The sequence below is a fragment of the Nostoc sp. genome (genome assembly GCF_036917435.1).
GTDB lineage: Bacteria > Cyanobacteriota > Cyanobacteriia > Cyanobacteriales > Nostocaceae > Nostoc.
In genome coordinates, this window is record NZ_JBALDM010000031.1 from 76,059 (window position 1) to 92,179 (window position 16,121).

General features: G+C 41.4%; 4 protein-coding genes. All 4 read right to left on the minus strand.

Annotation, left to right across the window (positions count from 1 at the left end):
- Positions 1-212: 212 nt before the first annotated feature.
- Positions 213-4,298 (minus strand): amino acid adenylation domain-containing protein, encoded by a 4,086-nt coding sequence (locus tag V7K98_RS13330; RefSeq protein WP_335022463.1) that lies wholly within the window; start codon positions 4,296-4,298, stop codon positions 213-215.
- Between the two features lie 257 nt (positions 4,299-4,555).
- Positions 4,556-7,597: a type I polyketide synthase gene (locus V7K98_RS13335; protein ID WP_335022465.1), complete on the minus strand. Its 3,042-nt coding sequence runs from the start codon at positions 7,595-7,597 to the stop codon at positions 4,556-4,558.
- On the minus strand, positions 7,590-12,257 hold the full coding sequence (locus V7K98_RS13340) for a type I polyketide synthase (protein ID WP_335022467.1): 4,668 nt from the start codon (positions 12,255-12,257) through the stop codon (positions 7,590-7,592). Before V7K98_RS13340 ends, V7K98_RS13335 begins: the two co-directional genes overlap by 8 nt.
- A gap of 176 nt (positions 12,258-12,433) precedes the next feature.
- Positions 12,434-15,829 (minus strand): non-ribosomal peptide synthetase, encoded by a 3,396-nt coding sequence (locus V7K98_RS13345; protein ID WP_335022469.1) that lies wholly within the window; start codon positions 15,827-15,829, stop codon positions 12,434-12,436.
- Positions 15,830-16,121 lie beyond the last annotated feature (292 nt).

Genomic DNA, 16,121 nt, shown 5'->3' on the forward strand with positions numbered 1-16,121 from the left:
AGATGTATGGTAATGGCTGGGAAAACCGTTGCATAAGATCATCTTTAGTAGACTCTCTTTATTGAAAACAGTCTAGGGAAATGACATTTTTATCACCCAGCAGGACAATCTCCTTTGTCTATTTTCAAGACAGGAAAGTACATATCTGGCTAACAAAGTTTGATGACAGCCAAAATTTAAATTTAGTCAACCTTAAGTAAATATCATACAGCTTAAGTGAGTTTATTGATAGTCTTTCTCAATTCTTTACTCAATTCTTGAATATGCGTGTCATTAAACATCGAAAAATGGTTGCCAGGAACCTCAATCACCTCAATTTGTTGGACAGAACATTTGCCCCAACCTAACAACGGGTCATCAGTGTACAACTCTGGACTTTGAAAATCGTGGGGAATTGTCTCTTTAGCTTTAAACAGAGTAATTTTATTAGGATAGACTTGCGGGACATAATCTCGCATAGCTTGGGCATGAGTCCTGAAAAGTCTGTAACTACAAAAATGTTGCTGCATTTCTGCGTCGCTGATGATGTGAAGTCGTTTTAACAAGAGCTTGAATTGTTCATCTGGTGACAGTGGTAGGACTTCTTCATAGGAGATTGCCAAATCTATGCCAAATAAGTATTTTATCGACTCGGCTGAACGAACTATGTATTTGGCATCATCATCATCTGCTGGTTGGATTGGACTGTCTGGTATTATGGCATCAAGTACGGCAAGTAAACTTATTGTCTGGCCTTGCCTTTGTAGTTGTTGCGCCATCTCGAAGGCAACGATCGCACCGTAACACCAACCCCCTAAAAGATAAGGCCCTTCTGGCTGTACGGTACGAATTGCTTCTAAATAATCACTAGCTGTCTGTTCTATAGAAATAACTTCTGGCTGCTGCTGGACAGGGTTTTGTTCCAGAGCATAAAATGGCTGTTCTGCATCCAGTCCACGGGCTAAATTTGGATAGGTGATGATAGTACCTCCAGCTGGATGTATGCAAAAGAAAGGATTTTTGCTACCTGAAGACCGAATTGCGACTAGAGGAGAACCGGAACCTGAGCCAAATTGTTGTCGGATAGTCTTAGCTAACTGCTCAATTGTTGCACCTTGGAAAAGGGCAGACAAAGAAAGTTTTTGCCCAAAACGCTCGTTAACTTGAGCCATTAAACGTGCTGCTAACAGCGAATGACCACCCAAATCAAAAAAGTTGGCTGTGACACCAATCGGATTTATCTGGAGGAGATTTTCCCAAATCTGCGCCAGAGTAAATTCCCAATGATCGCGGGGAGAAACAAAGGATGCAGTAGAGTTGGGTTGAACATCATCTAGGGATAAAAGCGATCGCCTATCCACTTTCCCACTCGGTGTTAACGGGAGTGCATCTAAAATCGCTAAGGCTGACGGGATCATGTAATCTGGCAAGTTCTCTTTCAGGTAACTTTGCAGCGAGGGGATTAAGTTTTGTTCGGTTGTCACTACATAAGCCACAAGATAGTCACCACCTTGGGCATGATTGCGGACAATCACAGCCGCTTGTTGAACAGAGGGATGTTGAGCGATCGCCGCTTCAATTTCCCCTAGTTCAATCCGAAAACCTCTAATTTTTACTTGATTGTCGCTGCGTCCTAAATACTCAAGTTCACCATTATTTAGATAACGTACTAAATCACCAGTTTTGTAGAGCTTACTTCCTGGTATAAAAGGGTGATCGATAAACCGTTCTTGGTTGAGTTCTGGACGCTGCCAATAACCTCTTGATAAAGGAACTCCACTAATATATAGTTCACCGAAAACTCCTACCGGAGTAGGCTGTAAATGACGATCTAACACATAAACCTGTGTATTATTTATCGGACGACCAATGAAAACGCTAGTTGCTTTTTCTGGTAATAAACTTGTATCACAGCAAATGACATTGGCAGAAACTTCAGATAAACCATAAAAGTTGAGTAGTTTCGCCGACGGCATCAATTCATAGAAAGTTTGTGTTAAGTCCAGAGGCACTGCTTCTCCACTTGTAATCCAAATTTTGAGGTGCGAAAGATTTTTAGTTTGCTCACTGTAACTTTCTAAAAATAGCCGCAGCAATGATGGCACAAGTATAATGCGCGTCACTTTACATTGAGCAAGGGTTTCTAGAAAAAGGCGAGTATCCTTGACAATCGCATCAGGGATAATTACTGCTGGTAGCCCTTGGATTAAAGGGCTGAAAATCTCCCAAAGAGAATCTGCAAAACTAATGGCAGTCTTATGACAAGCTATTTCATCAGCTGCGGGTGGGTAATTTTCCCATAGCCAGTTCAAACCATTGACTGTACCTCTATGAGTGCCAAGGACACCTTTGGGAGTTCCCGTAGAACCTGAAGTATAGAGTATGTATGCTAGATGATCTGGTGTTGTATTGCTAACAGGATTTTCAACAGATTCTTGTGCCAGAATATCTTGATGAACATCTAGACAGACAGTTCTAGTAGGTAGCACATCAGATTTAGCCAGCTTTTCTAATATTTTTTGTTGAGTTATTAATAGATTTGCTTGGCAATCAGCAAGCATGAAAGCTAGACGATTACTAGGATAATTTGGGTCAAGGGGAACGTAAGCACCACCAGCTTTAAAAATAGCTAAAATCCCAATAACGAATTCGATGGAACGTTCTAGGGAAATGGCGACGCGGGTTTCTGTAGTCACTCCTAACTTTTGTAAGTAATGTGCAAGTTGGTTGGCCCTTTGGTTTAGCTGTTCAAAGGTTATATGTTCTGATTTATCAATTAATGCCAAAGCATGAGGTGATTGTTGAACTTGCTGTTCAAATAATTCATGGAGAGTCGATTGGGGATAATTTTTTGTCGTATTATTCCACTCAGTTACTATTTGCGATCGCTCATTAGCAGTTAATAAAGGTAGTTCCGAAATCTGCTGATTTGGTTCGACAATAATGCTTTCTAGTAAAGTTTGAAAATTTGTGACTAATCGGGCAATAGTTACTGAGTCAAATAAATCAGTATTGTACTCTAAAAATCCACTTAATTCCTGCTCATATTCGACTATTGACAACAGTATATCAAGCATTGCCGTGCCATTATCCACATCCAAGGGACTCAAGGTTAAACCAGAAACCTCGTGTGCTGGCATTGGGGTATTTTGCAGGATAAACATCACCTGAAACAGGGGATTGATTCTTAAATCTCGCTTTGGTCGTAATTCCTCCACCAGTTTCTCGAAAGGTAAATCTTGATGGCCATAAGCACTAAGAGTAACATCGCGTACCCGACTTAAAAGTTCACGAAAGTTAGGCTTATTACTTAAGTCAGTACGTATAATCAATGTATTGACAAAAAAGCCAAGCATTCCTTCAAATTCAGGACGATTCCGGTTAGCAATTGGCGTACCAATGAGGATATCTTCTTGTTCTGTATAGCGGTAAAGTAATGTGTTAAAAGCTGCCAGCAGAGTCATGAATAAAGAAGCTTCTTCTTGTTTGCTAAATTTTTTGAGTGCTGCTGTTAATTTTTTAGAAAGTTTAAAGTAGTGTTTTTTACCTACAAAAGTAGCGACATTAGGTCGTTGATGATCCGTTGGCAGCTGAAGTACAGGTAGTTCTCCCCCTAGTTGTTGCTTCCAGTAACTCAGTTGCGTTCTCAACAGTTCACCTTGCAAGCGATCGCGCTGCCAAACTGCAAAGTCCCCATACTGAATCGGAAGTTCCGGTAACGGTGAGGGTAAACCTTTAGTAAATGCAGCATACAGCGTTGCTAATTCCTGCACAAATACACCAATAGACCAGCCATCTGAAATAGTGTGGTGCATATTTAACAAGAAAATATGCTCTTGTTCATTAACTCGCAGTAAAGTTGCTCTGACAAGTGGTACTTTAGTTAAATCAAAAGATTTTTGAGTTTCTTCAACTGCTAGTTTTTGAACTTCTGCTTCCCAATCTTTGTTAGAGAAATGCTCAAGACTAACAATAGGTAAATCCCAGGTTAATTCAGCTATAATTACCTGCATTGGCTCCCGATCTATTTCGACAAAAATCGTGCGCCATGCTTCATGTCGCCTGAGAATTTCGTTGAGACTTTGTTGGAAAGCTGTGATATTCAGTTCACCTCTTAAATGAATAGCACCTACTAGATTGTAGAAAGAACTACCGTAATAAAGTTGGTCAATAAACCATAATCGCTGCTGAGAAAAAGATAATGGAGCGGAGTCTGAATTAGAGCGTTTAGGAATAGTCTGTACTTTAAATTCTCCTGCCTTCATTTTTTGTAGCAGGGCTTGTTTAGCAGATGATAAATTAGAGTATTGCTTATCCATATTTTGATTCTCTGAATTTTGATTTTCTGAAGTTTTGATCTAAGAGGGTGTTTGAAAAGTGGTTGGCTGTGATTTTAATCGAATTATTACCCCCCTTAATCGCCCCTTATAAAGGAGGGAAACAAGAAAATTCGGTTCCCTCCCCTTTATAAGGGGAGGGTTAGGGTGGGGTAAAAAATATTTGACACATCAATCATGAATTTTCAAACATCCTCTAAATAAACCTGAGTTAAAACTTTTCTCTGAATTGCGATCAATTAATTAGCTAAAAGAGATTTTATTTCTTCTTCAGATAATTCTGCAATTTTTTCAAGAATAAGTTGGTCTAACATTTCTGCTTGTTGAGCTACAGTGGGAGCTTGAAATAAAATTTTTCCCATTGATAACTCTACAGGAAAAGTTGTTTGCAAACGTGAAAAGATTCTCGTGGCAATTAAAGAATCTCCTCCCAATTCAAAGAAATCATCATTAATACCAACTTCTTTCACACCAAGAACTTCTTGCCACATTTCGGTAATTTGAATTTCTAACTCGCTATTTGGTGCAACATAAGGATTACCAAGGTTTAATCTGGAGTAGCGTTGACTAGAAGATGTTTTGTCAGTTTCATTAATATCTGGTTTTTGATGGTCGAGGGCAGACAAGAATCGTGGTTTGCTATCAATCCAATAACGCTGACGCTCAAAGGGATAAGTGGGTAGAGGCAGACGATTACGATTTTCGTGAGCATAAAAACCCGACCAATCTATCTCTATGCCAGCTATCCAAAGTCGCCCCAATGTATTTAATAAAAAGGCAACATCTGAGTGTTGTTCTTTAGGATGATGCAAGGAAGAAAGCACAAGCTGTTTTGCACCAGGCTCTAAATGCCGTTTGGTCAAGGTACTTAGCGATCGCCCCGGGCCAACTTCTATTAAAATGCTTTCAGACTGTTGCAACAGTTCGGAAACTCCCAAAGAAAACCTCACTGGTTGCCGCAGATGCTGCGCCCAGTAATCGGGATTGGTAGCTTCATCAGCAGTAATCCACGTACCAGTCAGATTAGAGATGTAAGGAATTTGTGGGGGCTGAAGCTGTACCTGTTGCAGCCGTTGCGTAAATTTTTGCACAACCGGCTCCATCATCGCTGAATGGAAAGCATGAGAAGTGAAAAGAGGCTGAGTATCTATGCCTTGTGCCGCTAATTGCTGTTGTAGTGTTTCAATTGCCAATGTGGAGCCGGAAACAACGCAGGATGACAAACTGTTGACAGCAGCTAAAGAAAGTTGTTGACCTAACAGTGGTTGTATTTGTTGCTCTGTTAGGGGGACTGCCAACATACTCCCACTTGGCATCTGTTGCATCAATTCACCCCTAATGGCGACTATAGCCAAAGCATCTTCTAGGGAAAATACACCTGCGATCGCAGCAGCGACATATTCCCCGATACTGTGACCAATCATCGCTACAGGGCGGATTCCCCATGACATCCATAACTGCGCTAGGGCATATTCAATTACAAATAAGGCAGGTTGAGCAAGTACAGTTTGTTGTAATTGCTGTGTGGCAAGTTCTGTTTGGGCAACGCTAGGGTAAAGGATGTGACGGAGATCAACTCCTAAGTGAGGTAAGAGAATCTCTGCACATTTGTCTATTTGCTCTCTGAATGTTGGCTCTAATTCATAGAGTTCTCGCCCCATATTCACATACTGCGAACCTTGCCCAGAAAACATAAAGGCGATCGGGTGCAGGATGGGCTTTTGGTAGTGAGTCAATACTCGTTGTGAGTTTGCTGCCAGCGCTGATACAGCATCTTTCATGTCTTGACAGACTACGAAGCGATGATGATCGAAAGTCCGGCGACCTACTTGAAGGGTATAAGCCACATCAGCTAAATCTAAGTGAGGATATTGCTGGAGGTGGCTTTTCAAATTTTCAGTTGCCACTTCTAGGGCTGAGTCGGTTTTGGCTGAAATGACTAACAACTGCCAAGTCCGAGACTTTTCGGATAGCTTTTGTACTGGTGCTTCTTCCAGAACGACATGAGCATTAGTACCGCCAAAGCCAAAGGAACTAACACCAGCCCGGCGCGGTGTACCATTGGTTTTCCACTCAGAAAGTTTGGTATTGACGTAGAAAGGACTGTCCTCAAAGCCAATTTTGGGATTGGGTGTTTCAAAGTGAAGGTTAGGCGGAATAACTTGATGTTTGAGTGCCAGAACAGTCTTAATCAGACCCGCTACACCCGAAGCTGTATTTAAATGACCAACATTTGTCTTAACCGAACCAATGGCACAAAAACCCTTTTTTTGAGTACTAGCATTAAATACTTTCTTGAGGGCACTAATTTCTATGGGATCGCCCAAGATAGTACCAGTTCCGTGGGTTTCGATATAGCTAATTGTTTCTGGATTAATATCTGCGATCGCCTGAGCCTCAGCAATTACTTTCGCTTGTCCACTAATACTAGGAGCCGTAAAGCCTACTTTTGCTGAACCATCATTATTTATAGATGAACCTTTAATGACAGCATAAATACAGTCTCCCTCTGCTAGGGCATCCTCTAATCTTTTGAGTACAATAATACCGACTCCGTTGCCCATAACTGTCCCTTGAGCATTAGCATCAAAAGCACGGCAGTGACCGTCGGGAGAAGTCATCCCTTCTTTTGTATACAAGTAACCTAGGTGATGTGGAACTTGGATCGAAACCCCGCCTGCCAATGCCATATCACACTCATAGTTTAATAATCCTCGACAGGCTAGATGAACTGCTACTAGTGAGGTAGAGCAAGTTGTACTAACATTGAGACTCGGCCCCTTAAGATTTAACTTGTAGGAAACTCGTGTAGGTATATAGTCTTTGTCATTACTAGCAGGAAATTGCCTACTCAAAGATTCCAGGGTGTAAAAATTAGTTAATAGTAAGTTTTCTATCAGGTATGAACTGAGGTTCCCCCCTGCATAAACACCTATCCATCCTTTGTAGGCTTCAGAATCATAGCCTGCATTTTCAAGAGCTTCCCAAGCACATTCCAAAAAAATACGTTGTTGTGGATCTGTCACCTCAGCTTCCTTGGGTGAGAAACCGAAAAAGGAAGCATCAAACATTTCAATATCAGAAATTGGTGCGCCAGCTTTCACATAGCTAGGATTATTTACTAAAGCTTGGTCTACACCCAAAGCCAGCAATTCCTCATCACTGAAAAATGAAATACACTCCCGTCCAGCACACAAATTTTGCCAATACTCATCGACATTTTTAGCTCCTGGAAAACGACCAGCCATGCCAACAACAGCTATGCCTTTGGGGTTATTCACGGGCCTTTCTCCTTTTTTCAATCATTTGTGCATCTTGGGCGATCGCTTTTTGTAGCTTTTCGGCACGTTCATTAATTGGTTGAGATACCGATTCTTGAGTCTGGTCTTTGCTAAGATATTGAGCTAAAGCACTAATTGTTGAATACTCGAAGGCATCATTAATTGAGAAGTTGATATTTAATCTTTTTTGGAATTTGCTACGAACTTGGACTATCAAAAGAGAATCTCCACCCAAATCAAAGAAATTGTCATAGCGTCCAACTTCATTAATACCCAGAACCTCTTGCCAAACTTTAGCGATCGCCTGTTCAATTTCATTCTTAGGTGCTATGTATTCATTTCTCAAATTCGGTCTAGCGTAAAGCGATGCAGTTGCTACTTTATTCGCAGATTCAGTATTTTTGAAAGGTTCTCGTTTAATCCATTGGTCAATCCTGGCTTTCAGGTCTGTTGTAGAGACAACTACTTGAGGATACGTATTAGATAAAACACGTTTAAATACTTCAATCCCTTCGTTGGGAGCGATCACTTCTGACGCTAATGTTGCTCTCAACCTGACATTTTCTTTTTCTGCTGGGATTTTCCAGCCATCCCAGTTGACGCTGAACCAGGGTAGCATATTAGATTGAATACACTTATGAGTAAAGGCATCCATAAACATATTGGCAGCAGAATAAGCCACAAACCCAAGTCCACCGAGAACAGATGATAAAGATGAGGTCAGCAAACAAAAATCAAGTTCTTTACCCTGTAATATTTGTTGCAGTACAAATAGACCGTGTACTTTGGCGTGAAATTGCTGTTCGCACTCTGCTTTATCTATTTGCTGTATATTCTTAAAGTACTGGTTCTGTACAAGACCGGCCGCATGGATGACACCATTAATTTCGCCAAAAATCTCACATGCAGTAGCGATCGCCATCTGCATTTGTTCTAAGTTAGCAACATCAGCACTCTTGACTATAACCTTTGCACCATAAGCCTCTAAAGCTTGCACCTTGCAGATTTGCTGGCTAATTTTATCTTGGGTATCGTGAGTATCCAACCATTGCTGCCATGTTTCTCTAGCTGGAAAAGGCGAACGCCCAATCAAAATTAATCTCGCCTCTACAGTTTTTGCTAAATACTCTGCTAGCACGAAGCCAATGTTACCTAAGCCGCCAGTGATTAAGTATACCCCCTGTTTTCGCAACTCAGGTTGATCTTGAACAGGTGCTTCTAATTGCACAGGCTCAAAGGTTTGTAACCATCGACGATGACCGCGATAGGCAACAATCGGATCAGCCGATTTTGTTAGGAGTTCTGATAAAATGCAATCTATCAGCTTTTCTTTTTGCCAACTCTGTGAAAGAGGCATTGTAATATCAATACTTTGGCAGGTAATATGCGGGTATTCTTGGGGAATAACGAGACAAAGCCCCAATACAGTTGCTTTCTCTGGACAAAGCACTTCTTCGCCTGTAACTAGCTGCATATTACTAGACACAACACAAATTTGTACTGAGTCGGCTAGATGCTCTTTGCCCAATGCCTGTGCCAAAAATAGTAAACTGTAAAATCCTAAATTTTGTGTTTTCTCAAAAAACTCTATTTCCGCAGGTGCGTTATCATTCTCGGTAACACTCCACAAATGCAGAATTTTGTGAGGAATTTTGTTTAATGTGTGGAGTTGATTGAGTAAAGCCTCGTAGTCATCCAGATTTTGAGGGTTAATAGTATATAGGTGTTGTCCTGGTATGCTGTTGCAACTAAATTTCTCCCCAAGTCTGACGGTAACTACATCTTCTTTTGCTAGTGCAAGTCGCTTCACTAATTCGCTACCTATACCGCACTCATCAGCAAACACTAACCAGCATCCCGACTGAGCAACACCTGAGTGAGAATCTTTAGGTATGACTGAACTTTTCCACGAAGGAATGTAGAACCAGTTGGCAATATCTAGCTTTTTGTCTAATGAGACTGGAATTTTTTGCTCTATTGAAGAAGAGGGGTTTTCTGGCTCAATCCAGTAGCGCTGGCGCTCAAAGGGATATGTAGGTAAGGGAAGGCGACAGCGTTGTTCATGGGCATAAAATCCTGACCAATTTACTTGTGCCCCATTCAGCCAAAGATAACCTAATGTGTTTAACAATAACTCTAAGTCAGATTGAGGCGCTCGCGGATGGTGTAATGAAGTTAATACCACCTGTTCAGGATGTTTATTTGGATGTTGCTTAGTTAATTTACTCAACGTCCAACCAGGGCCAACCTCTAATAAAATTTGAGCGGGTTCTTGCAATAACTTTTCTAAACCTTCAGCAAAGCGTACAGTTTGCCGCAGATGCTGCGCCCAGTAATCGGGATTGGTAGCTTCATTAGCAGTAATCCACGTACCAGTCAGATTAGAGATGTAAGGAATTTGTGGGGGCTGAAGCTGTACCTGTTGCAGCCGTTGCGTAAATTTTTGCACAACCGGCTCCATCATCGCTGAATGGAAAGCATGAGAAGTGAAAAGAGGCTGAGTATCTATGCCTTGTGCCGCTAATTGCTGTTGTAGTGTTTCAATTGCCAATGTGGAGCCGGAAACAACGCAGGATGACAAACTGTTGACAGCAGCTAAAGAAAGTTGTTGACCTAACAGTGGTTGTATTTGTTGCTCTGTTAGGGGGACTGCCAACATACTCCCACTTGGCATCTGTTGCATCAATTCACCCCTAATGGCGACTATAGCCAAAGCATCTTCTAGGGAAAATACACCTGCGATCGCAGCAGCGACATATTCCCCAATACTGTGACCAATCATTGCCACAGGGCGGATTCCCCATGATATCCATAACTGCGCTAGGGCATATTCAATTACAAATAGGGCAGGTTGAGCAAGTGCAGTTTGTTGTAGTTGCTGTGTAGCTTGTTCTATTTCTTCGGAATTGGGGTAAAGAATATGACGGAGATCAACTCCTAAATGAGGTAAGAGAATCTCTGCACACTTGTCTATTTGCTCTCTGAATGTTGGCTCTAATTCATAGAGTTCTCGCCCCATATTCACATACTGCGAACCTTGCCCAGAAAACATAAAGGTTATTGAGCGATCGCCTGATTCATGAAATTTGCTAGGCTGCACCTCACTCAGTAAGGGCTGTGTCTGGGCAATATCCTGACAAACAAACATCCGTCTATAGTTGAAAGCCTTACGACCTTTGCTTAAGGTGTAAGCAACATCAGCTAGGTTAAGTTCGGGGTGCTGCTGCAAGTGTGCAGACAAATTGGCGATCGCTAACTCCAGCGCCGAACTAGTTTTCGCTGAAATGCTTAACAACTGGTAGGGACGAGATTTTCCAGATGGCTGTTGTGGTGGGGCTTCTTCTAACACCACATGAGCATTCGTACCCCCAATGCCAAAAGAACTGACACCAGCCCGACGCGGTGTACTTTTAGTTTGCCACTCAGAAAGTTTGGTATTGACGTAAAAGGGGCTGTTAGCAAAGTCTATTTTGGGATTACGGCTTTCAAAGTGTAAGCTTGGGGGGATTTGCTGGTGTTTGAGTGCCAAAACGGTTTTAATCAGACCTGCGACACCAGCCGCCGCATCTAAATGACCGACATTGGTTTTAACGGAACCAATCGCGCAAAATCCCTTGTTTTGGGTATTAGTAGAAAAAGCTTGTGTAAGTGCAGTAATTTCAATCGGATCTCCCAAAGGCGTACCGGTTCCATGCGCCTCCATATAGGTGATTGTTTCTGGAGAAATTCCAGCTACAGTTTGAGCCTCTAAGATCACTGCTGTCTGACCATCTATACTGGGCGCTGTATAACCAACTTTTACCGCACCATCATTATTTATGGCAGAACCTTTAATCACCGCCTGAATAAAATCGCCATCTGCAAGAGCATCTTCTAATCTTTTTAAGACAACAAGACCAACACCGCTACCACTAATCGTCCCAGCTGCTTTGGCATCAAAGGCTCGGCAATGTCCATCGGGAGAAAAAATCATCCCCTCTTGATATAAATAGCCAGTTTTTTGTGGCACTCTAACTACAACACCACCAGCCAAGGCGATATCACACTCACCATTTAACAAACTTTGGCTAGCTAAATGTACGGCGACTAAGGAGGTAGAACAAGCAGTTTGAACAGTAATACTCGGCCCCTTAAGGTTTAACTGGTAAGAGACGCGAGTAGATAAAAAATCTTTATCATTGCCAATCAGTAGTCTATATTTGTAATCATCTATCGGTTTAGATGTATCAAACTTTTTATAAAGGTTATTAAGTAAATAAGTATTAATGCCACAACCAGCGTAGACACCAATGGAACCCTTGTAAGTTTGAGGGTCATAACCTGCATTTTCAATCGCTTCCCAAGCTTGTTCTAAGAAAATCCGATGTTGCGGATCGATCATTTCAGCTTCTCTAGCGCTGATGTCAAAAAAGAAAGCATCAAACATATCTATGTCTGATAGCACACTATTAGCTTTGACGTAGTTGGTGTTATTCAATAACTCAGGATCTACACCAGAGGAAACTAGTTCTTGAGAGTTAAAAAAGGAAATACACTCTATACCTTCTTGGAGATTATGCCAAAATTCTGCAATGTTTTTGGCTTTGGGGAAACGACAAGATATGCCAATAATGGCAATTTCTGAATCGTTATCTAAATTAGGTAAAGGCTGTTGATTCATGATTATTAAAAAACTGGATGAGTATTTTAAAACAAGAATTTTAACGTCAATTTTACCTCTCCCCCAGCCCCTCTCCGACGCGGAGAGGGGAGTAAAAAGCTTAATTTTTCTTGCTCCTCCTTTTCCGTTTCGGAGAGGGAGGCTGGGAGGGAGAGGTTCATCAAAATCACGTAATTTTAAGGATTATTTGCTCGATGTTTTTGCCTGAGTTGTCTTTTTTGGATTGTCATAGCTTTGCGAGAGTTGCGATTCTCCGCTTTTTCGTATGCTTGCTGAGAATAAGTGGACTCATTATTATTTTCAGTTAAATACTCAGCTAAAGACTTGATAGTTGGATATTTAAATAATTCTATAATAGGTATTTCTTTATCAAAAATTTCATTTAATTCTACTTGTAATTTGACAATGAGTAATGAATGTCCTCCTAGATGAAAGAAATTATCCTCAACTCCCACCTTTTCTATTTGCAATAATTGTTGCCAAATATTAGTAATAAGTTGCTCTACTTTAGTTTGGGGTCTGATATATGGTATTTCCAACTGACGACTTTCTGGTACAGGCAAAGCCCGATGGTCGATTTTACCGTTGGGCGTTAGTGGCATTCTTTCTAAGAACACGAAAGCTGATGGCATCATATATTCAGGTAGCTTTTCTTGGAGAAAGTTTCGGAGTTCACTTATAGTTAAAACTTTTTCCTGATTGAAAATTTCACTTGTTTTTTGGTCGGCGACAACGTAAGCTAATAAACGCTTGTCGGCGAGTTGGTCTTCTTTAGCTAAGACCACAGTTTCTTTGATTTTTGGATGAGTCAGGAGTACGGCTTCAATTTCTCCAAGTTCAATGCGATAACCGCGAATCTTAACTTGATGATCGATACGACCGAGAAACTCAATATTACCATCAGGTAGATAACGGGCGCGATCGCCAGTTTTGTAAAGACGATCTCCTAATTTATCGCTAAAGGGATTACGAATAAATTTATCTGCTGTCAACTCTGGACGATGGAGATAATCTCGTGCTAGTCCAGCACCGCCAATATACAATTCACCCACAACCCCAATAGATACTGGTTGCAGATGGAAGTCTAAAATATAAACTTGCGTGTTGGCAATAGGACGACCGATATTTGGTGCTTTGCTTAACCCGAATGGCACCAAGGTAAATGTAGAATAGGTGGTTGCTTCTGTGGGACCATAGAGATTGAATACTTTTATGCTTGGGTGATCTTGGTATAGTTGTTGTACCAATTGATGAGGAAGAGGTTCGCCAGCTAAGTTAATTGTCTTGACTCCATCTGGTATGCCATTAATTTTTAGTAATTCAGCAATTACTGAAGGCACTGTATTCAGTAAAGTAACATTCAAATCGGCAGGTAAGGTCGGTAAATATAAAGCGTTTTCAGCTAAAATAACTCGCCCACCCCAACACAAGGGTACAAACAGTTCAAATACCGAAAGGTCAAAGTTAATAGAAGTGCAGGCAAGGACACCAGCAAGTTGCTCTGAAGTATATACTTCTCGTGCCCAGTGTAAAAAGTTAATCGTGCTGCGGTGTTCTACCGTTACTCCTTTTGGTTTACCTGTAGAACCGGAGGTGTAGAGGACATAGGCGAGGTTTGTTGGTTTGGTATTTGTAATTGGGTTGTATTGGTTTTGTTGGCTAATAAGTTTCGAGTCTGTATCTAAGTAGACTACAGATGCTTTATGCTTAAGTAACTTTGCTGCTAACTTCTCTGTAGTTAATAGCACCTTTACCTGTGAATCAGACAACATATTGGCTAGGCGCTCTTGGGGATAAGCTGAGTCTAAGGGTACATAAGCACCACCAGCTTTCAGAATACCCAAGAGTCCTACGATCATCTCTAGGGAGCGTTCAACACAGATACCCACCAGTACCTCTGGCTCAACCCCTAGCATTTGCAAATGATGTGCTAATTGGTTAGCGCGGCTATTCAGTTCTCGATATGTTAGTTGCTCACCCTTAAACACCACTGCTACAGCATTTGGTGTTTTTTGTACCTGCTGTTCAAACAGCTGATGAATACACAAATCTTTGGAGTAATTTAGTTGAGTATGATTCCACTCTAAAAACTGCTGTTTTTCTTGCATGGTTAACAGTGGCAAATTATGCAAGTGTTGATCGGGATTAAGGACGATCGCTGCTAATAAAGTTTGGAAATGATTTGCCATTCTAGCGATCGTATTTGGTGCGAATAAATCGGTGTTGTACTCCCAAGCGCCGATTAATTTCCCAGATGTCTCTGTTACAGCGAGAGTTAAATCAAACTTGGCTGTACTTGTGTCAGTTTCCCAAAGACTGGTATTCAAGCCCAACGACTTTAAAGCCGACAATGCTGATGTCAACTCATTTTGCAGGATAAACACTACTTGGAATATAGGTGAATGGCTTAAGTCTTGATGTGGTTGTAGTTCCTTGACGAGTTGTTCAAAGGGCAAATCTTGATAAGTCTGCGCCTCTAATACCATTTGACGTACCCGACTTAAGAGTTCCCGAAAAGTGGGATTACCAGAAAAGTCTGTTTGCATAGCGATCGTGTTGGCAAAAAATCCCACGATGCCTTCTGTATTTTTGTCTTGGTTACGATTGGCAATGGGTGAACCAATGACAATTTTCTCAACCGAAGTATAGCGGTACAGCAGTGTTTTGAAGGCTGCTAGCAAAGTAATGAAGAGAGTGAGATTTTCCTGTTTGCTCAGATCCTTGAGGGCTTGAGTCAGGTTAGCGTCCAGAGAAAAGTGTTGCCTAGCACCACGAAAGCTTTGCACTGATGGCCGAGGATAATCTGTTGGCAACTGTAGTACAGGTGGATAATTACTTAACTGCTGTTTCCAATAAGTCAGCTGAGACTCTAGCACTTCTCCCTGTAACCACTCCCGTTGCCAAAGCGCAAAATCTGCATACTGAAGAGGCAATTCCAGGAGTGGAGAAGGTTTACCTTGAGAAAAAGCTGTATATAATGCTGCCAATTCCCGAAACATTACACCCAACGACCAACCATCAATAATAATGTGGTGCATGGTGAGTACTAACAGATAATCCTGTTTCCCTAGCTGTACAAGCATCCATCGCAGCAGAGGGCCTTGAACAAAGTTGAAGGAGGGTAGGCGATGTTCGGCTGACAACCGTAAGATTTCAAGTTTCTGTACAGCTTGGGGTAACTCACTCAAGTTGACTACAGATAGAGGTACATCCATAGAAGCGGCAATAACTTGTACTGGTTGTCCCGCAATTGTATCGAAGGTAGTACGCAAAGACTCATGACGGCTTACAAGTTCTTGTAAACATTGTTCTAGTATGCCTATGTCAAGCACACCCTGGAATTGGATAGCTGCATGTTCATTGTAGAAAGCGCTGTCGGGGTTCAACTTATGGAGAAACCAAAGACGCTGTTGAGCAAAAGATAAAGGAACAGGGGAAATTGTCCCTCGTCGAGGTACAACATTGAATTTTTGGTCAGATTCAACTTTACCTTGCAAACGTTTTGCCAACAATGCTTGTTTTGCTGGTGAAAGTTGAGACTTTATTTTTAAAATATCTTGCTCTAAAGACATGAATATTATTTTCCCTTACTGAATAATTACAGCAGTTTTCATGTAGACCAAACTCTTGTATTTCTCTCTGCGTGAGATAAAAAAGATGTGGTTCATTAATACTTGGTTTGTAGTGAGCGCTTTACCCACATTTCTCACAAGCAGTAGGGGCGGGTTTACAGATATGCTCAATCATTCATGAATATCTCCCTAAACCCGCCCCTACGACCTCTGGACTTAGGTCGCAAGAAATACATCGTCACGGCATTCTACAAGAGCCAAGCCAATTTTTCCGTAACTGCCATATTTATCT